This window comes from Thiocapsa marina 5811 (genome assembly GCF_000223985.1).
Lineage (GTDB): Bacteria > Pseudomonadota > Gammaproteobacteria > Chromatiales > Chromatiaceae > Thiocapsa > Thiocapsa marina.
The window spans coordinates 173,010-191,550 of record NZ_AFWV01000008.1 but is presented as its reverse complement, the minus strand read 5'-3'; the positions used below and the strand labels follow the sequence as shown (position 1 = coordinate 191,550).

At 66.0% G+C, this 18,541-nt stretch carries 15 protein-coding genes; 7 read left to right on the top strand and 8 right to left on the bottom strand.

Annotated elements, in window-relative coordinates; all coding sequences use genetic code 11:
* The first annotated feature begins 46 nt into the window (after nucleotides 1–46).
* Nucleotides 47–1,339, top strand: coding sequence for a BPSS1780 family membrane protein (locus THIMADRAFT_RS13135; RefSeq protein WP_007193538.1), 1,293 nt, complete (start codon nucleotides 47–49; stop codon nucleotides 1,337–1,339).
* A 187-nt stretch (nucleotides 1,340–1,526) separates the two neighbouring features.
* On the opposite strand, the gene THIMADRAFT_RS13130 is transcribed toward THIMADRAFT_RS13135, so the two are convergent.
* From THIMADRAFT_RS13130 to ftsY, 8 genes are all read right to left on the bottom strand, one after another.
* Nucleotides 1,527–3,623: a YgiQ family radical SAM protein gene (locus THIMADRAFT_RS13130; protein WP_007193537.1), complete on the bottom strand. Its 2,097-nt coding sequence runs from the start codon at nucleotides 3,621–3,623 to the stop codon at nucleotides 1,527–1,529.
* 250 nt (nucleotides 3,624–3,873) lie between these two features.
* Entirely contained in the window at nucleotides 3,874–4,713 is an 840-nt protein-coding gene (gene rpoH, locus THIMADRAFT_RS13125) for an RNA polymerase sigma factor RpoH (protein WP_007193536.1), read from the bottom strand.
* A gap of 413 nt (nucleotides 4,714–5,126) precedes the next feature.
* Nucleotides 5,127–5,612, bottom strand: coding sequence for a response regulator (locus THIMADRAFT_RS13120; RefSeq protein WP_007193535.1), 486 nt, complete (start codon nucleotides 5,610–5,612; stop codon nucleotides 5,127–5,129).
* The gene (locus tag THIMADRAFT_RS13115; protein ID WP_007193534.1) at nucleotides 5,609–7,603 is read right to left on the bottom strand and encodes a sensor histidine kinase; all 1,995 of its coding nucleotides are present in this window, start codon (nucleotides 7,601–7,603) and stop codon (nucleotides 5,609–5,611) included. The genes THIMADRAFT_RS13120 and THIMADRAFT_RS13115 overlap by 4 nt, the downstream gene beginning before the upstream one ends.
* Entirely contained in the window at nucleotides 7,600–9,012 is a 1,413-nt protein-coding gene (locus THIMADRAFT_RS13110) for an SLC13 family permease (protein WP_007193533.1), read from the bottom strand. Before THIMADRAFT_RS13110 ends, THIMADRAFT_RS13115 begins: the two co-directional genes overlap by 4 nt.
* Before the next feature lie 229 nt (nucleotides 9,013–9,241).
* A complete protein-coding gene (ftsX, locus tag THIMADRAFT_RS13105) occupies nucleotides 9,242–10,240 on the bottom strand; it encodes a permease-like cell division protein FtsX (RefSeq protein WP_007193532.1) in 999 nt (332 codons plus the stop codon).
* Nucleotides 10,241–10,242: 2 nt separating this feature from the next.
* Nucleotides 10,243–10,911 (bottom strand): cell division ATP-binding protein FtsE, encoded by a 669-nt coding sequence (gene ftsE / locus THIMADRAFT_RS13100; protein WP_007193531.1) that lies wholly within the window; start codon nucleotides 10,909–10,911, stop codon nucleotides 10,243–10,245.
* 12 nt (nucleotides 10,912–10,923) lie between these two features.
* Nucleotides 10,924–12,231 carry a signal recognition particle-docking protein FtsY gene (ftsY, locus tag THIMADRAFT_RS13095; RefSeq protein ID WP_007193530.1) on the bottom strand — a complete coding sequence of 436 codons (1,308 nt, stop codon included), beginning with the start codon at nucleotides 12,229–12,231 and terminating at the stop codon, nucleotides 10,924–10,926.
* A 277-nt stretch (nucleotides 12,232–12,508) separates the two neighbouring features.
* Here ftsY and THIMADRAFT_RS13090 point away from each other — a divergent pair, with 277 nt between their 5' ends.
* The 6 genes from THIMADRAFT_RS13090 to ggt all read left to right on the top strand — a co-directional run bounded on the left by THIMADRAFT_RS13090 (nucleotide 12,509) and on the right by ggt (nucleotide 18,524).
* Nucleotides 12,509–13,885 (top strand): M16 family metallopeptidase, encoded by a 1,377-nt coding sequence (locus THIMADRAFT_RS13090; protein ID WP_007193529.1) that lies wholly within the window; start codon nucleotides 12,509–12,511, stop codon nucleotides 13,883–13,885.
* Entirely contained in the window at nucleotides 13,875–15,233 is a 1,359-nt protein-coding gene (locus THIMADRAFT_RS13085; protein ID WP_007193528.1) for a M16 family metallopeptidase, read from the top strand. The genes THIMADRAFT_RS13090 and THIMADRAFT_RS13085 overlap by 11 nt, the downstream gene beginning before the upstream one ends.
* On the top strand, nucleotides 15,220–15,825 hold the full coding sequence (gene rsmD / locus THIMADRAFT_RS13080; protein WP_007193527.1) for a 16S rRNA (guanine(966)-N(2))-methyltransferase RsmD: 606 nt from the start codon (nucleotides 15,220–15,222) through the stop codon (nucleotides 15,823–15,825). The genes THIMADRAFT_RS13085 and rsmD overlap by 14 nt, the downstream gene beginning before the upstream one ends.
* A 186-nt stretch (nucleotides 15,826–16,011) precedes the next feature.
* Entirely contained in the window at nucleotides 16,012–16,488 is a 477-nt protein-coding gene (coaD, locus tag THIMADRAFT_RS13075) for a pantetheine-phosphate adenylyltransferase (RefSeq protein WP_040731437.1), read from the top strand.
* A gap of 67 nt (nucleotides 16,489–16,555) precedes the next feature.
* Nucleotides 16,556–16,807: a YfhL family 4Fe-4S dicluster ferredoxin gene (locus tag THIMADRAFT_RS13070; RefSeq protein ID WP_007193525.1), complete on the top strand. Its 252-nt coding sequence runs from the start codon at nucleotides 16,556–16,558 to the stop codon at nucleotides 16,805–16,807.
* Nucleotides 16,782–18,524 carry a gamma-glutamyltransferase gene (ggt, locus tag THIMADRAFT_RS13065; RefSeq protein ID WP_007193524.1) on the top strand — a complete coding sequence of 581 codons (1,743 nt, stop codon included), beginning with the start codon at nucleotides 16,782–16,784 and terminating at the stop codon, nucleotides 18,522–18,524. The genes THIMADRAFT_RS13070 and ggt overlap by 26 nt, the downstream gene beginning before the upstream one ends.
* Nucleotides 18,525–18,541 lie beyond the last annotated feature (17 nt).

The following is an 18,541-nucleotide window of genomic DNA, read 5'->3' as shown; positions in this document are numbered from 1 at the left end:
GATTGGCCGAGCCTCTCCCCAATTTCCGTCATTCAGGAGAACCACGATGGAAGGACGCTATCGGATCCTCTACGCCGGCGAGCTGATGCCCGGCCATGCGTTGCAGGACGTGGTGCCGCGGCTGGCGGCGAAATTCAAGCTGCAGGAGGAAACCGCACGGGATCTGATCCTCGGCGGCTCCGGTCGAGCGCTCAAACATGGCTTGACGGCCGCGGACGCACAGCGCTATCGGGACGCGCTGAGCACCATCGGCTTGAAGGTGAGCATCGAACCCGAATCCTCGACGAGCGCGTCGCCGGCAGCGCAGACCAACGGAGCCGAAGCATCGTCTCGGCCCCGGGACAAACGGCAGGGAGGCGGTCGACAAACCGGCGAGGCGCGACTCGGGGGCGAACCCGGGGACGACGCCGAAGGTGATCCGACACGCTGCCCGAAGTGCGGCGCCGACGCCGTCTCGGAGCTCACCGGGGTCTGTCAGGCCTGCGGAGTGGTGGTGGAGCGCTACCTTGCCAACCGAGGGATGAGCCCGCCGCACCCGCAAAACCGGGACGACAACCCCTATGCACCGCCGCGAGCCGATTTAACGCCGCCGTCCGTCGAGGCAGAGGAAGACATGCTGCAGTCACCCCGATCACGGCCAGCCGGACACGGTTGGCTGTGGATCACCGAGGCATGGCAGCTGTTCAAATCACAGCCGTGGGCCTGGATCGGCGCAGTGGTCTTGTTCTACGTCATCCTGATCCTGGTGAGCATTGTCCCCTTGGTCGGCAGTTTGGCCGTCACGATCCTGACGCCGATGCTCAGTGCCGGACTCGTCATCGGCGCGCACCGCCAATACCGGGAGGGCCGCTTCGCAATCAGTCATCTCTTTGCGGGTGTCTCGGAGAGCCCGGGCCCGCTCGCCCTGGTGGGTGTCGTCTATCTGCTGCTCGCACTCGGCATCGTGATCGTCGCGGGAGTGTTGTTCGCCGCGGTTTTCGCCTCCATGGGAAGCGTGATGGATCTGTCGACGATGGACCCGAACGACATCGGCATCCTCTTCGCCAACCCGATGATCCTCCTTCCGGTGCTGGTGGCGATGCTGCTCGGGATCCCGCTCGCGATGGCCATGTTCTTCGCCCCGAGCCTGGTTGCGCTCGATCAGGTCCCGGTACTCAAAGCCTTCAAACTGAGCTTCTCCGGGTGCCTGAAGAATATCCTGCCCTTCCTGATCTACGGGCTGATCGCCATGGTGCTGGTGATCCTCGGATCCCTGCCCGTGATGCTCGGGCTATTGGTCGTCGCGCCCGTCTTGACCATCGCGATTTATACGGCTTATCGGGATATCTTTTACCCCTAAACCGCGCCCGGTACGGTATGCGTCGTTTGTTGTGTTGGCTTGGCCGCGTCGGCTCCGACGACTGTCGGAGCCGACGCGGTTTAGAGTATTAAAAGATCTTAAATTCTAAACTTCCTCTCACTGGGATCAAGGATACTTCCGAAGCCAAACAAACGATAAAAACCACGCATGCCGCTCTGGACGCGGTTTAGCGGCGATGTCGCACGGCCGGGCGACCGGGACGACGGCGACCTTCCGGCGACAGACCGGTGCCTGCGGGTTGAAAGGCCGGCACAAGATGACGCTTGCCGTTGCCGATCAGCTCGGAGCGGCCCATCTCCTTCAGTGCTTCACGCAGCAGGGGCCAATTTTCCGGGTCGTGGTAGCGCAGGAACGCCTTGTGCAGGCGGCGCTGACGCTGCTTGCGCACCACGGGGACCCGCTCCGAGTCACGCGTGATCCTTTTCAACGGGTTGCGACCCGAGTAGTACATGGCGGAGGCGGTCGCCATCGGGGTGGGCAGAAAGCCTTGGACTTGATCCGGGCGGAAGCCGTTACGCTTGAGCCAGAGCGCCAGATTCAGCATATCTTCGTCGCTGGTACCCGGATGCGCGGCGATGAAATAGGGGATCAGATATTGTTCTTTGCCCGCCTCGCGCGAATAGCGGTCGAACAGCTCTTTGAAGCGGTCGTAGGTTCCGATCCCGGGTTTCATCATCTTGCTTAGGGGCCCGGCCTCGGTATGCTCCGGCGCGATCTTGAGATAACCGCCGACATGATGGGTCACCAGCTCGCGGATGTACTCGGGCGAACGCACCGCCAGGTCGTAGCGCAGCCCGGAGGCGATCAGAACCCGCTTGATGCCGGGAATGGCACGCGCACGGCGATAAAGCCGAATCAGCGGGGCGTGATCGGTATTGAGATTCGGACAGACATCCGGGTAGACGCATGACGGACGCCGACACGAAGACTCGATGCGCGGATCCTTGCAGGCGAGCCGGTACATGTTGGCGGTCGGTCCGCCGAGATCCGAGATGGTGCCGGTGAAGCCCGGGGTCCGGTCGCGGATCTCCTCGAGCTCGCGCAGGATGGATTCCTCCGAGCGGCTTTGGATGATGCGGCCTTCGTGCTCCGTGATCGAACAGAAGGTACAGCCGCCGAAGCAACCGCGCATGATGTTGACCGAGAAGCGGATCATCTCCCAGGCCGGGATCCGCGCCTCGCCGTAGCTCGAATGCGGGCGGCGGCTGTAGGGCAGCTCGTAGACCCGGTCGAGCTCGGCGGTGCTCAGCGGGATCGGCGGCGGATTGAGCCAGACATCGCGATCGCCGTGAGCCTGCACCAGCGCGCGGGCGTTCCCCGGATTGGTCTCCAGATGGAACACCCTCGAGGCATGGGCGTAGAGCACCGGGTCTTCGCGGACCTGCGCGAACGAGGGCAGACGCACCACCGTGCGAGTCCGATCCGTGCGTTGCGGGCGCGGCTGAAACCGGATGACCCGGGCCCCGTCGGGGGCCCTCGGGGAGGCGTTCGCGTCGGTCTCCTTCGAGGCAACCGCGTACGGATCCGGATGCGGATCCACTCGGCCCGGTCGATCCAGCCCGCTCGAATCGATCTCCGTCCAGTCGTCGGGCCGTCCGCGGGTCATGAAGGCGGTCCCGCGTAGGTCGCGGATCTGCTCGATCGGCTCGCCGCGCGCCAGGCGGTGCGCCAGCTCGACCAGTGCGCGCTCGGCGTTGCCGTAGATCAGGAGATCGGCCTTCGCGTCCACCAGGACGGAGCGGCGGATCTGCTCGGACCAGTGATCGTAGTGCGCGATCCGACGCAAACTCGCCTCGATGCCCCCGATGACGATGGGCACGCCCTTGAAGGCCTCGCGCGCGCGCTGCGCATAGACGGTCACCGAGCGATCGGGGCGGCGCCCGGCGGCACCGTCGGGGGTGTAGGCATCGTCCGAGCGCTGTCGCCGATCGGAGGTGTAGCGGTTCACCATCGAGTCCATGTTCCCGGCGGTGATCCCGAAAAAGAGGTTCGGCCGTCCGAGGCGCCGGAAGTCCTCGACCGAGGTCCAGTCCGGCTGGGCGATGATGCCGACCCGAAAGCCCTGCGCCTCGAGCAATCGACCGATGATCGCCATCCCGAACGAGGGGTGATCGACGTAGGCGTCCCCGGTCAGGATCACGATGTCGCAGCTGTCCCAACCGAGCAGGTCCATTTCGGCGCGCGACATGGGCAGCTCCGGAGCCGTCCCCAGCTTGTAGGCCCAGTGCTTGCGGTGGGAGAAGATATCGGGTGCAGTCATCATCCTGGATCCGGCGGTCGAACGGCCCTGGAGTGCTCGATCCTATCCATCTGCCGAATCGACCGATCATCGATCAACAGCCAGACCCGGGATCGTCGGAAGGGCCAACAAAAAAGACGGCGGTCACCCTTAAGGTAACCCACCGTCTTGGTTCAGGTGTGCAAGAGAGTCGCAAAAGCCGGTGGAGCGTCCCCGGTAACCGCGGCGAGACGGGACGCGAGAGTCGAAGCTCCCCGCCCGTGCCCTCGCCACGTTACACCTCGAGCTGTAGCCTCAGCTTTTTCATCGCGTTCTTCTCGATCTGTCGGATGCGCTCGGCGGACACCCCGAACTGTTCTGCAAGCTCATGCAGGGTCTGCTTCTTCTCGGAGAGCCAGCGCTCGCGCAGGATGGTCTTGCTGCGCTCGTCCAGCCCCTTTAGAGCCGCATAGAGCCGATCGTGCTGATCGCGCTCGGTGTCTTGGCGCTCGAGGATCTTGCCGGGCTCCATCCGAAGATCCGGAAGGTAGGTCGAGGGCGCGGAGGGCGAATCGTCATCGTCGTCCTCCAAACCGTCGAACGACAGATCCTGGTTGGCCAACCGTGATTCCATCTGAAGAACGGTCTCGGGCTTCACGCCGAGATCGGCGGCAACCGCCTCGACCTCGTCCTTCGTAAACCACCCCAGACGCTTCTTCGCGCTGCGCAGGTTGAAGAAGAGCTTACGCTGGGCCTTGGTCGTCGCGACCTTCACGATCCGCCAGTTCCGCAGGATGTACTCGTGGATCTCCGCCCGGATCCAGTGCACGGCGAAGGAGACGAGACGCACGCCCATATCGGGCTCGAAACGGCGAACCGCCTTCATCAATCCAACGGTACCTTCCTGGATCAGATCCGGGAGCGGCAACCCGTAACCGAGATAACCCCGGGCAATGCGGATCACGAAACGAAGATGCGACGTCACGAGCCGTTTTGCCGCATCCATGTCGCCATGGTCGCGCAGCTGGATCGCAAGCGACTTCTCCTCTTCCGGGGTCAGGACCGGAATCTGGTAGGCGCCGCTGATGTAGGAGTCGATGGTACCCGTCGGCATGAGAGCGAAGTCTTTGGCCATGTTCCAATACCTGAGTTTGTTACCTTGGAAAATATCCTAGCAGTACGCTCGGGATTTTGCCAGCACTTTCGGCGGGGTTTTGGAGCGCATACCGCGACAAAAGTTCACCAGACTCTAGGAGAGGTTGTTGGATTCGACAAGGCAGATACGGTCAAAATCAAGATCGTATGTTCCGATTATTGTCATCGTCAGCACTGATGGCTAAAAATAAACATTGAAAACAGGCCACTGTGATGACAAAGGGATTCGCGGACGACGCATGCCGACGAGATTTAAACCTGAACAATCATGGGATTTAATATCGGAAATCTGTTCAAGCCATAGACGCCGTTCGGCTCGCACGTCGCGTCCTCGAGCGTTGAAATGGGCCTGTGCGGGGCCGATCGAGCTTCCGCACGCCTCGGGATCCGGGCTCACAGGTCGCCGCGCTCTCCCACGATCGAGAGTGCCCGCTCCGCGTCCAGGACAGCGAGGTGCGGCAAAGGATCCACTCCCGCAGCGAGGACGAATTCGGTGAGCTGGTCTCGAACCAGTTCGCGCAAGGCATCCGCCGTCCAGGGCTTGGCAACGTAGCGGTCGAGTCCGGCCTCGTTGATGGCGCGAATGGTGTCGTCCTGATCGGCCTGACCGGTGACCAGGACCTTGCGTGTGGCGAAGGCCCGATCGTCGACCGCGAGGTCGATCAGAAAGTCGACACCGCTGGTTCCGGGCAAACGGTGATCGGCCAGCACGAGCGCGAGCCGGTCGCCGGCTGCATCGATCTCCTCGATCACCTCCAGCGCGGTCGGCACGTCCTCGGCCTCCTCGATGCGCAGGTGGCGCGCGAACGCCGCCAGGTCCCGTTTGAGCGCCTCGCGGACCGGGCGCTCGTCTTCCAGAATCAAGAGTGCAAGCTTCATGTCTCGATGTCCTCGTCCTCCGGCGGACCAGCCACGGGCAGCGTGACGGTCACCCGCGTGCAACCGGGGTGCGAGCTCAGCTCGATCGCCCCGCCGTGAGCATCCACGATCCGCCGTGCGATGGCCAGCCCGAGCCCGAGCCCGTAGCGCACGGCCCCCTGTTTGGTGGTAAAGCGCGGCTCGAAGACACGCGGCAGGATGTCCGGATCGATCCCGCGGCCGTTGTCCCGAATCTGCACACGCACGTGCCCCGCGTCGGGCGCATCCGTCATCAGCTCGATGCGCCCGTGTCCCTCGGCGCCGTCACCAAGTGCGTCGTGCGCATTGACCAGGAGGTTGGTCCAAAGCTGCTCGAGCTCGCCGGGGTGGCATCGAATCGCGGGCAGATCGCCGTAGCTGCGCTGGATCTCGACATCGCGCAGGCGGTGCGCCATCAGACGCAGCGTGTCTTCGAGACCCGCATGCAGATCGACCCCGGCGACCGGCTCGCCCTTGGGACGGGAGTAGGCGCGCAGGCTGGTCACCAGCTCGCACATCCGTCTGGAGGCGACCTCGAGGTTGCGGACCGCCGAGCCGATCCCGGCCACGGCTTCCACCAAATCGAGGCTCGGCGGATCGGCGGCGAGCGCGCGCGCCCGGTCGGGGTCTTCGATCCCGGCATCGAACAGACGTTGCGCCAGAGCGAGGTCGCCGAGGGCCGCTTCGAGGCGTCGACGTGCCGCGCGCTCTTCGCGCGTGGTGCGCGGGGCCCGGTCGCGCTCGGTCGCGAAGATCTCGCTCGCAAGGCGGCCTTGCGGATGGCTCGCAAGCACCCGCTCGAGGTCCTCGCCCACATAGGTGGTCGCGCGCAACATGGCCGCGACCGGATTGTTGAGCTCGTGGGCAATCCCGGCCGCCATCTCGCCGAGCGTGGCATAGCGCGCCTGCTCGACCAGCTCCAGACGGGCCTGCTCGAGCTGATGCAGTGTCTCGGAGAGCTGCCGGCGTTCGCGTTCGAGCGCATGGTTGAGCTGGGTCTTCTCGACCTGGAGCTGATCGGCGCGTCGCAGCCGCTTGGCCAGGGCACGGATGGAGACCGCTGCCATCGCCGCACCGAGCGAGGCATCCACGGAGAGGGCACGATCGAGCTGCTCGAACGAAAGATGTACGACCTCGACCTCGGTCGTCGCACGCGCGGTGAAGAAGGCGCGCTGCTGCTGGGCCAGCGACAACAGGCCGACGACCGATCCGGTCGAGTCGTGGTGCAGCCGCAGATCGCCGGCGGCCGAGGCATGATCGAGCGCGACCCGGCCGCGCAGCACGACCAGCACGGCGTCCACATCCACACCCTCGTGGATGAGGCGCGTCCCGGCCGGCAGCACCAGGCGCGGGCGCGGGCCGAGGACGCGCTCGATCCCGGCGAGCAGCTGGGTCGCCACCTCTTGGGTGTCGAGCTCGAGCAGGCGCAGCAGATCGCTCTCGGGCTGCGCGACCGGCCGGGCGTCGGTCGCCACCAGGGCGAGGGTCCGCGGATCGGTCGGTCGATGCGCACTCAACCAGCGCGCCGCTTGGGCACGCGCGTGCCAGGCAAGGACGCCGGGCGAGCACGGGATCCTGATCACGGCATGGAGCCGGTCACGATCGACCGAGCGGGATAGATCGTCGTGGAGCGCTCGGTCGGTCAGCAGCAAGACGCTCGCTCGGCGCAGGACCGGCTGGGCGTCCAACGTCGCAATGCGCGCGTCGATTGAATCGGAGGACTCGAGCGACACGGGCGAGGCCGTCATGAACACCAAAGGGACGACGCGCTCCGGATGTGCAATCGCCAGGGCACCGGCCGCCGCGACATCGTCCGCACAGACCACCTCCGCGATGTCCGTCAACCCGCGGGCTACCTCCTCCGCGATCGAGGCGGCCAAGGGTTCGGGCGCGACGACCAAGACACACAGCGGCGCGAGCCGATCGCCCGCTCCCGAGCCTGCATGCCCGGCGCGATCGAAGACCTCGTTCACAGCAGACCCAGCGCGGTCCAGAGCGACGGCATCACGAGCGCCAGCAGGAGCGCCCCGAAGCCGCCGATCACGACCCCGCTGACGATCATCTCCGAGGTCGGCACCTCGCCGGTCGCATAGGCGATGGCGTTGGGCGGCGTGGAGATCGGCAGCGCCATGCCGAGTGCGCAGGCGAGCGCCACCATGACACCCACCGCGGTCGGATCGATCGGCAGACCGATCGCCAGACTCAGGGTCAAGGGCACCAGCAGGTTCGCCGCCGCCGAGTGCGAGATCACGGTCGAGAGCCCGACCGAGACGCCCACCAAGAGGAGCAGCAAGAGCGTCAACGGAAGCGCCTCCCAGGCGACCAATCCGATCAGCCAGAGATCCAGACCGCTCGCACCGATTCCGGCCCCCAAGGCGATCCCGCCGGCAACCAGCCAGAGCACCGGCCATTGCAGCCGCTTGATGTCGTCCGCGCCCATGACCTGTGTCGCCAGCAGCGCGACGACCGGGAGAAAGCCGACTGTCGAGGAGGCGATGCCGTGGAAGGGCTCGGTCAACCAGAGCAGAATCGTGGCGCCGGCGATGAGGTAGAAGATCACCGCGGCCGGCGAGCGGTCGAAGTCGGCCGAGAGCTCGAGCGCAAGCGGGGTCTCCGCGGCGATGTAGCGGCGCGTCAGGAACCACCAGGCGAACAGCAGCACGACCACCATCAGCGGTACCGCCAGGAGCATCCAGCCGATGAAGGAAATGCCCTGACCCGACGCCTCGAGCGCGCCCAGCGCGATGGCGTTGGGAGGCGAGCCGACCGGCGTGCCGATCCCGCCGACGTTCGCCGCGACCGGAATGGCCAAGGCCACGCCGGTGCGTGCGCGGCCTTTCGGCAGCGCGGCCAGGATCGGTATGACGACCGCGAACATCGTCGCCGTGGTCGCGGTGTTGGAGACGAACATCGACAGCAACGCCGTGATCATCATGAGTCCGAGCAGCGAGAGTCTGGCGTTACCGGCGAAGGGCCGCAGCATCACGGCCGCGAGGCTGCGGTCCAGTCCAAACTTGCGGGCACCGTCGGCGATCAGAAAACCGCCGAGAAAGAGGATGATGACGGGATTCGCCAAGGCCGCGAAATAGCTCGCCGCGGGCGGCAAGGTGCCGGCGACCCCTACAAGCGCCTGATCCGAGAGCATCAGGACCTCGAGCAGGATGACCAGCACGGCCGTGGCGTAGAGCGGGATCGCCTCCGAGACCCAAAAGAGGATCGCCAGCAGAAAGATCGCCAGCATCCGGCGCCCTGCCGGCTCCAAGCTCGGGATCTCGATCAGGAGCGGAACGAGAAATGCGATCAAGCCCAGGAGCAACCCGAGACGCTGAACAAGGGTGAGACGGGGCAAGTTGACGCGCGGTCGCGCGGTCGCGGTCGACATCGGTAAAAGGGTCCTGATTGGATTCGAGGTTTGAGTCGGATTTAAACCGCGCCCGGGCGGTATGCGATGTTTGTGGATGGGATCGGCCCCGGCAGGCTTGACGAGCGTTGGAGGCGGCGCGGTTTAACCTGATAAAAGAATCTTAATGAAAGCGTGTCGGCGCCAACACCTCCGGTTCCGGCTGTAGCTGACCTAACCCGACATCGGCGCATGCCGCTCGAGACGCGGCTTAGCCGGGCTCCGCGCCGCGCAGATGACGGTTCACGGCGATCCAGCTGCCGATCAGGCTGAAGAGCACACTCCCGGAGAAGATCACCAGCATCGCCAAGGGGCCGAGACCGGTCAGCGGAAACTCGCTGCGATAGAGGGTTGCCAGACGGGAGACGGGCTCTTGGAGCAGGATCACTGCGATGGTGACGAGGAACCAGGCGGTGAGACCGCCGAGCAGCCCATACCAGGCCCCGGCATAGAGGAAGGGCCGGCGGATGAAGGCACCCGTCGCGCCGACCAGCTCCATGATCTCGATCTCGATGCGCCGGTTCAGGATCTCGAGCCGGATGGTGTTGCCGACGATCAGCAGCACACCGACGCCGAGCAGTCCGCCGAGCAGGAGAACCACCCGCTGGGCCAAGTCGAGGATCGCCTGAAAACGTTGCAGCCAGAGCGTATCCATTCGGGCGAAATCGGCCTCCGGCAAGGTCATGAGCTCGTCGTGCAGCGCCTGCAGTCGCTCCGGCGCCGAGGAGGCCGCCTGCGGGTAGATCGCGAGAACCGCCGGCAACGGATTGCTCTTGAGCTGCGAGAGGGCGTCCTCGAATCCGCCGAGCGCCCGAAACTCGTTGAGGGCCTGCTCGCGGCCGATCAGATGAACCTGCGCAAGCTCGGATCGGGCGCGCAACTGCTCGGCGAGCCGCGCAGCCGCGGCGTCGTCGATGTCTTGCTTCAAAAACAACGAGATGGCCGCAGCCTGATCCCAACCTCCGGCCATGGTACGCAGATTTTCGGTGACGACGAAGAGCGCCGCGGGCAGGGCCAGCGAGATCCCGATCACCGCAATCGTCATCCCGGTCGGAAGCGGGGTGCGCATAAGACGCCCCAGGGTCGCGACCGCGCTCTGCAGATGCCGATTCGCCCAAAGACCGGGCATGTCCAGCAGACGAGGACCGCTGCGGCGGTGCGCTTTGCGCTTGGCCGTTTTGGGCTTTGGCTTGAGTTTGGGCTTGGCCATGGTCACCAGGTCCGCGAGTCGTTCGCCAGGCGCCCGTCGGCGAGTGTGATGGTTCGATAGGGCATGGACATGACCAGACCCAGGTCGTGGGTCGCGATCAAGAGGGTCACGCCGACCTGATGAAAACGCTCGAAGAGGCCGAAGATCTCGCGCGAGAGGTCCGGATCCAGGTTGCCGGTCGGCTCGTCGGCAAGCACCAGCGGCGGCCGCCCGACGACGGCACGCGCGATGCCGACGCGCTGCTGCTCGCCGCCGGAGAGGGCGACCGGGGTCGCGCGCTCGCGCGAGAGCAGTCCGACCTGGTCGAGCGCGGCACGAACCCGACGACCGATCTCCTTGTGCCCGAGACCGGCGACCACCAGCGGCAGGGCGACATTGTCGAAGACGCTGCGATCCGGCAGGAGTCGATGATCCTGGAAGATCATGCCGACCTCGCGACGGTGGTAGGGGATCTTGCGCCTCGGCAAGGCGCCCAGATTGCGCCCGTTGACGATCACCTGTCCGCGCGTCGGTCGCTCGAGCAGGCCGATCAGACGCAGCAGGGTGCTCTTGCCGGCGCCCGAATGCCCGGTGAGAAAGGCCATCTCGCCGGACTCCATCTCGAAGCTGAGATCGCTCAGGGCCTCGCCGCGCTCCGGATAGCGTTTGAAGACGTGCTCGAAGGAGATCAAGGCCCCGCCTCCTCAGCTCAGCAAGGCATCGAGAAATTCGTCGGCATCGAAGGGGCGCAGGTCATCGATGGTCTCGCCGACGCCGATGAAACGAATCGGCACCTTCAGGCGGTCCGCGATCGCGAAGAGGATACCGCCCTTCGCCGTGCCGTCGAGCTTGGTCAGCGTAATCCCCGTCAGGCCGATCGCCTGATGGAAATGGATCGCCTGGCTGAGCGCGTTCTGGCCGGTCGTGGCATCCACGACCAGCATCACCTCGTGGGGCGCCTCGGGATCGATCTTCTTCATGACCCGCGCGACCTTGGCCAACTCCTCCATGAGGTTGGATTTGGTATGCAGCCGCCCGGCCGTATCGGCGATGAGCACATCGGCACCGCGCGCCGTGGCCGCCTGCAGGGCATCGAAGATCACGGATGCCGAATCCGCTCCGGTCTGCTGCGCGACCACGCTCACGCGATTGCGCTCGCCCCAAGTCTGCAGCTGCTCGACCGCCGCCGCGCGGAAGGTGTCGCCCGCGGCCAAGATCACGCTGTTGCCCTCCTCCTGGAGCCGCTTGGCGAGCTTGCCGATCGTGGTGGTCTTGCCCGCGCCGTTGACCCCGACCATCAGGATCACCTGAGGGCGGTCGGGTGCGGGTTGACGGACCGGGGCATCGGCCGCCTGCAGAACGGCGCGCAGCTCGCCTTTGAGCGCTTGGAGCAACGCCTGCGGATCGGCGAGCGATTTGCGCTTCACGCGGCTCGCCAGATCCTCCATGATGCGGGTGGTCGTGGGGACGCCGACATCGGCCGTGAGGAGCAAGGTCTCCAGCTCCTCCATGAGCTCGTCGTCGATGCGCTTGCGACCGATAAAGAGTGTCCCGAGACCGTCGCCGAGCGTCTCGCGGGTCCGCGTCAAGCGCTCGCGCAGTCGCGAGAACACGCCGGACTTTTTATCCGTCGGCTCCTCGCGCGCCGGCCGAGCGGAAGCCGGGGCGGGAGCAGGAGCAGGAGCAGGACGCGGCTCGGGGGCGCGCGGCTCGACGGCGGGGGGCGGAGACGCGCTCGGCGTGTCCGCCTCGCCCGGCCGGCGCTTGGATCGAAACCATCCGCCCCGCTTCAGGCGCGGCTCGGATTCGACCGGCTCGGGCTCGAGCCACTCCGCGGTGGACACGGACTGCGAAACGCCGGTCGGCCCCGGCGATACCCGTTCCGCGACGCGTTCGGTATCCGCCGACGAAGCCTTGGCTGCCGAGTCCGAGGCGCCGGACGGCTCGGCCGCAGCCGACTGCTCCGACGCCGGCAACGCGGCTTTCCTGTGCTTTTTTCCGAAACCGAACATAACGACATGCCTGAAGGGAGAGACGCCGGGGGGCGGGCGAGCGCGTCGTCGAGCACTCGACGGGTACCGCGGCGCGACCGCAGAATAAGACCGCTCCGCCCGTGTGGCCGCAATGCTATCAGATTGGCGCGATCAGATCGCCCGATGCTCGCCCCAACCGGAGCGGACCCGGTCTTAACAAACCGTCATCTCCGGGAACTACCAAGGCCCCGGCTCTGCCCCAATATCGCCGCAGCGGGTTCGTTTTACCGTCCGATTGCATCCGACCGGAGTCTCCATGCACCGAATCCTTCTCAGCCTACTCCTGTGTCTGCCGGCCGTTGCGTCGGCGGCGACCCAAACCGTCTACGAACGCACACTCGACAACGGGCTCAAGGTCCTGGTCAAGCCGGACCGCCGCGCCCCGATCCTCATCTCGCAGGTCTGGTACAAGGTGGGATCGAGCTACGAGTACGGCGGGATCACAGGCGTCTCGCACCTGCTCGAGCATATGATGTTCAAGGGGACCGAGCGGCTCGCCCCGGGCGAGTTCTCGCGCATCATCGCGGAGAACGGCGGGGAAGAGAACGCCTTCACCGGACGTGACTACACCGCTTATTTTCAATCGCTGGCCAACGACCGACTCGAGATCGCCTTCGAGCTCGAGGCCGAGCGCATGCGCAATCTTGCCTTGGATGCGGAGGAGTTCGCCAAGGAGCTGGAGGTCGTGAAGGAGGAGCGGCGCACCCGTACCGACGACGACCCCCAGTCGCTCGCCTTCGAGCGCTTCAATGCCGTTGCCTACGTCGCCTCCCCTTACCGCAATCCGGTCATCGGCTGGGCCGGCGACTTGCAGCAGGCGAGCGTGGATGACCTGCGCGACTGGTACCGCCTCTGGTACGCCCCGAACAATGCGACCCTCGTCGTCGCAGGCGACGTGGACCCCGAAGAGGTCTTTGGTCTGGCCGAGAAACACTTCGGTCCGCTCGAGCCCGAGCGCATCAGCCCACCCAAACTACAGCCGGAGCCCGAGCAGCTGGGGGCGAAGCGCATGGTCGTGAAGGCGCCCGCACAAGAGCCGTACCTGCTGATGGGCTACAAGGCGCCGGCCCTGATCGACGCCGAAGAGGCATGGGAGCCCTACGCCTTCGAGGTCTTGACCTCGGTCCTGGACGGCGGGAGCAGCACCCGCCTGGAGCGCGAGCTGGTGCGCGGCAGCCAGGTCGCGTCCTCGGCAAGCGCGAGCTACAGCGCCTTCGGTCGCCTGCCCGGCATGTTCATGCTGAGCGGCGTTCCGGCCAAGGGCCACACGATCGAGCAGGTCGAGGCGGCGCTGCTTGCCCAGATCGAGCGGGTCCGAACCGATCTCGTGGACGAGCGCGAGATGGAGCGCGTGCGCAATCAGCTGATCGCGGACAAGGTTTACGAGCGCGACTCCCTCTTCTACCAAGCGATGATCCTCGGTCAGCTGGAGACCGTGGGCTTGGGTTGGGAGCTCGCCGAAACCTACGTGGACCGGCTTGCGGCGGTCACGCCCGAGCAGGTCCGTGCCGTCGCGCAGAAGTATCTGGTTCCCGAAAAGCTGACTGTCGGCGTGCTCGATCCGCAGCCGATGGACGACAACCAAACCGCGCGAGCGCCGGTCGCGCTGGAGATGCAGACCAATGTGCACTGACCACCACCGCTACACCCTTTGGTCGAGTGCGCTCGTTCTCTTCGGTGCCCTGGGCAGCGTCGGGACTCTTCAGGCCGCCCCCGAGATCCAGACCTGGCATACCGCGAACGGTGCGCGCGTGCTTTTCGTCGCATCGCCCGAACTGCCCATGGTCGACGTGAACCTGGCCTTCGACGCCGGCAGTGCCCGCGACGGCGAGCGCTCGGGTCTAGCCTCCATGACCGCCGAAATGCTGACACAAGGTGCCGGTGATTGGGACGCCGATGCAATCGCCGCACGGATCGAGGACGTCGGTGCCAAGCTCGGCGCCGGTGCAGACCGTGACAAGACCTCGGTGTCGCTGCGCACCCTGACCCGGCAGCCCGCGATGGACACGGCCGTAGAAACGCTCGCGACCCTGGTGAGCGCCCCGACCTTCGCGGATGCAGACCTCGAACGAGAGCGTCGCAATCGGCTCATCGCACTGCGTCAGGACGAAGAGTCGCCGCGCACCGTCGGGCAAAAGGCTCTCTACCGCAAGATCTTCGGCAGTCATCCTTACGCCGCCGACCCGTCCGGCACGACCGAATCGGTCACGGCGATCACGCGCGATGATCTGATCGACTTTCATCGACGTCACTACACGGCGGCAAACGCGGTGGTGGCGATCGTCGGCGCGCTCGATCGTCCGCAAGCCGAGGCGCTCGCCGAGAGGATCACCGCCGGGCTTCCGAAAGGCGAGCGAATGGGGCCGCTGCCGGACGTGGCCGAGCTGGACGCCGCGATCACGGAGCAGATCGACTTCCCGTCCAGTCAGACCACCGTGGTGGCCGGCCAGCCCGGCATGCGTCGCGGCGACCCCGACTATTTCACCCTCTACGTGGGCAACCACATCCTCGGGGGCAGCGGCCTGGTCTCACTGCTGATGGAGGAGATTCGCGAGAAGCGCGGGCTGTCCTACAGCACCTACAGCTATTTCCTGCCCTTGGCGCAGCCCGGCCCCTTCCTGATGGGTCTGCAGACCAAGAACGATCAGGCCGATCAGGCACGCGGGGTCATGCTCGACACCCTGCGTCGCTTCATCGAATCGGGACCGAGCGAGGCGGAGCTGACCGCGGCGAAGAAGAACATCACCGGCGGCTTCCCGTTGCGGATCGCAAGCAACTCGGACATCGTCGGGTATCTCGCCGTGATCGGCTTCTACGACCTGCCGCTGGACTATCTCGACCGCTTCACCGGCCGCATCGAGGCGGTGACGGCCGAGCAGATCAAGGACGCCTTCTCGCGCCGGCTGCATCCGGATCGGTTGGCCATCGTGACGGTCGGGGGCGGCACCGAGCAGACCGCGCGCGTCGGTGGCGAGGGTTAGAGGGGAGCTGCGGATCGTCGGCGGTCGCTACCGCGGCCGTCGCCTGCCGATCCCGAACGAGACCGGGCTGAGGCCGACCTCCGATCGCGTCCGCGAGACCCTGTTCAACTGGTTGGCACCCGTGATTCCGGGTGCGCGCTGTCTCGACGCCTTTGCGGGCAGCGGTGCGCTGGGCTTCGAGGCCGTCTCGCGCGGGGCGGGCGAGGTCGTCCTGATCGAGAAGTCCGGTGCGGTCGCGCGCCAGCTCGACGCCAACGCTCGGCGACTGGGGGCCGAGCAGATGCGAATCCTTCACGCCGATACGCTCCGCTGGCTCGAAGGTCCGGGCCGGCCGTTCGATATCGTCTTCCTCGACCCGCCCTTTGCAGAGGCGCTCTGGGCGCCCGCAATCGCGCTTTTGGGCCTCCGAGGCTGGGTCAAACCGGGGAGTCGGGTCTATCTGGAGACGCCGGTGCGCATCGGGTTTCCGGATCTGCCGCGGGGTTGGGAGCTCGTTCGGGACAAGTGCGCCGGGCAGGTTCGATACGGCCTTGCGATCGTCGGCGCGTGCGACGACGCCGCCGCCGAAGACCTTGCATCGGACCCGGCTTGACGCGTCGGGCCGGGTCAACGGGCCCCGACACCCCGCCGACGAATGGCATCGCCGGGTTCAGCGGCGGAGGCAAACCCCCGGTGCTCCTCGGAACCGCATCACTCCTAACCGAGCGTCCGCTGTGGTATCTTGCGGGCCGCCGACGGCCCGGGGGCCCCGGGGGTTCATCCGAGCGAGGAAACGGGTTTGCGACGCGTGGTTTATCCGGGGACATTCGATCCCGTCACCAATGGCCATACCGATCTTATTCTGCGCGCGGCGCGACTGTTCGACCGTGTCATCGTGGCGGTCGCGGTGGATACCGGTAAGACGCCGCTGTTCTCGACCGACGAGCGGGTCGCACTGGTTCGCGAGGCGCTCGGCCCGCGCGAGAATGTCGAGGTGGTTCCCTTTCAGGGACTCCTGGTGGAATTCACCCGACAGCTCGGTGTCAGCGTCATCATGCGCGGCCTGCGCGCGGTCTCCGACTTCGAGTACGAGTTCCAGCTGGCAGGCATGAACCGGCGCATGGCCCCGACGATCGAGACCGTCTTCCTCACGCCGGCCGAGACCTATTCATACATCTCTTCCTCGCTGGTGCGGGAGATCGCAAGGCTCGGCGGCGATGTGTCGACCTTTGTGGCGCCTGCGGTACAGGCTGCACTAAACGATCGGTTTGGATAAGATCCGCGCATCCCCATACACCCCTTTGGGTTCAGCTACTCTAACCCCCTCGACCAGGAGTATTTTCATGGCCCTGATTATTACCGACGAGTGCATCAACTGCGATGTGTGCGAGCCCGAGTGCCCGAACGGCGCCATTTCGCAAGGCGACGAGATCTACGTGATCGAACCCTCGCTCTGCACCGAATGCATCGGCCACTACGAAACCTCGCAATGTGTCGAGGTCTGCCCGGTCGACTGCATCATCAAGGATCCGGATCACGAAGAAACCGAGGAGGAGCTTCGGGCCAAATATGAGCGTATCACCGGCGAGAGCTGACAGGGTCCGAAGCACCGCGGGCCGCATCCGAGCCTTTTGGCGCGGCGCGGCTTGGATCGCGGCACTCCTGCTCGCATCCGCGGGCGTCCGAGCCGCGTGCGACGGGCCGCAGATTCGGCCGGATCAGGCCGCGATTGCCTCGGCGCACCCCTTGGCGACCGAGGCCGGTTTGAAGATCCTCGAAGCCGGAGGCAACGCCTTCGATGCCGCCGTGGCGGTCACGGCGGCCTTGGCCGTGGTCGAACCCTACGGATCGGGGATCGGCGGCGGCGGCTTCTGGCTGCTCCACCGCGCGCAAGACTGCCTCGAAATCATGCTCGACGGACGCGAGAGGGCCCCCTTGGCGGCCCATCGCGATCTTTTTCTCGACGACGCCGGGCAATTCGACCCCGCGGCGGCCCTCGACGGACCCCTGTCGGCGGGTATCCCGGGGACACCGGCCGCACTCGTGCAACTCGCAGAACAGTACGGACGCGTTCCGCTTGCGCAGACCCTCGCTCCGGCGATCGGCCTCGCACGCGACGGTTTCGAGATCGGCGACAGGTATCGACGTGTCGCCGCATGGCGTCTGTCGGCACTGCGAGCCTCGCCGGCAGCCACCGCGCAGTTTCTGCTCGACGGCGAGGTCCCGCCCCGCGGACATCGTCTGCACCAGCCGGATCTGGCCGACACCCTGGAGCGCCTCGCGAGTGACGGGCACGCCGGATTCTATGCCGGCGAGACCGCGGAACGCTTGATCTCGGGCGTGCGCGCAGCGGGCGGGATCTGGACGCCCGAGGATCTTGCCGAATACCGTGCCGTGGAGCGCGAGCCGATCGTCGGGAGCTTCCGCGGCTGGCGTATCGTCAGCGCCGCGCCGCCCTCCTCCGGGGGCGTGCTGTTGGTCCAAATCCTCAACATGCTCTCGGCCATCGAGCCGCGCCCCGAGTCGGGAGCCGCACGGATCCATGCGCTCACGGAGTCGATGCGCCGGGCCTATCGCGACCGCGCCCGCTATCTCGGCGACCCCGATCATGTGCAGATGCCGATCGAGCGACTGACACATCCCTATTACGCGGCCGGCCTGATCCGCGATGTCGATCCCACCCGCGCGACGCCGAGCACGACCGCCGGAACCGACACGGCCTCCTCCGAGGGCCGCGACACCACCCACTTCTCGATCCTCGATCGGGAGGGCAATCGGGTCGCCGCGACACTCAGCATCAACTATCCGTTCGGCTCCGGGTTCGTCCCGCCAGGGACGGGTGTCTTGCTGAACGACGAGATGGATGACTTTTCCGCACAACCCGGCGTCGCCAATGCCTACGGGCTGGTCGGCGGCGAGGCCAACGCCATCGCCCCCGGCAAACGCATGCTCTCGAGCATGTCGCCGACCTTTCTGGAATCGCGCGAGACGGTCGCCATCCTGGGCACGCCCGGCGGCAGCCGCATCATCACCATGGTGTTGCAGGGCATCCTGGGAGTCGTCGACGGCGTCCCGCTCGAGGACTGGATCGCGCAACCTCGGATCCACCATCAGTACCTTCCGGACCGACTCGAGTTCGAGTCGGGCGCTCTGAGCCCGGCGGAACTCGGCGAGCTCACCGCGATGGGGCATCGGCTCGAGCTGCTGAGTCGCCCGATCGGGGACATGCAGGCGATCGTGTGGGATCGCGCGAACGGGCAGGTGAAGGCCGCGAGTGACCCGCGCGGTGCCGGGCACGCCGAGGTTCGGTGAATCCGCCGGTTACGGCG

Bases quoted from the DNA above. Each gene is read 5' to 3' on its own strand.
- ftsX (WP_007193532.1), bottom strand. From the start codon at position 10,240: ATGGCCAAGCCCAAACTCAAGCCAAAGCCCAAAACGGCCAAGCGCAAA.
- THIMADRAFT_RS13130 (WP_007193537.1), bottom strand. From the start codon at position 3,623: ATGATGACTGCACCCGATATCTTCTCCCACCGCAAGCACTGGGCCTAC.
- THIMADRAFT_RS13120 (WP_007193535.1), bottom strand. From the start codon at position 5,612: ATGAAGCTTGCACTCTTGATTCTGGAAGACGAGCGCCCGGTCCGCGAG.
- THIMADRAFT_RS13090 (WP_007193529.1), top strand. From the start codon at position 12,509: ATGCACCGAATCCTTCTCAGCCTACTCCTGTGTCTGCCGGCCGTTGCG.
- ggt (WP_007193524.1), top strand. From the start codon at position 16,782: ATGAGCGTATCACCGGCGAGAGCTGACAGGGTCCGAAGCACCGCGGGC.
- rpoH (WP_007193536.1), bottom strand. From the start codon at position 4,713: ATGGCCAAAGACTTCGCTCTCATGCCGACGGGTACCATCGACTCCTAC.
- THIMADRAFT_RS13110 (WP_007193533.1), bottom strand. From the start codon at position 9,012: ATGTCGACCGCGACCGCGCGACCGCGCGTCAACTTGCCCCGTCTCACC.
- THIMADRAFT_RS13135 (WP_007193538.1), top strand. From the start codon at position 47: ATGGAAGGACGCTATCGGATCCTCTACGCCGGCGAGCTGATGCCCGGC.
- ftsY (WP_007193530.1), bottom strand. From the start codon at position 12,231: ATGTTCGGTTTCGGAAAAAAGCACAGGAAAGCCGCGTTGCCGGCGTCG.
- THIMADRAFT_RS13085 (WP_007193528.1), top strand. From the start codon at position 13,875: ATGTGCACTGACCACCACCGCTACACCCTTTGGTCGAGTGCGCTCGTT.
- THIMADRAFT_RS13070 (WP_007193525.1), top strand. From the start codon at position 16,556: ATGGCCCTGATTATTACCGACGAGTGCATCAACTGCGATGTGTGCGAG.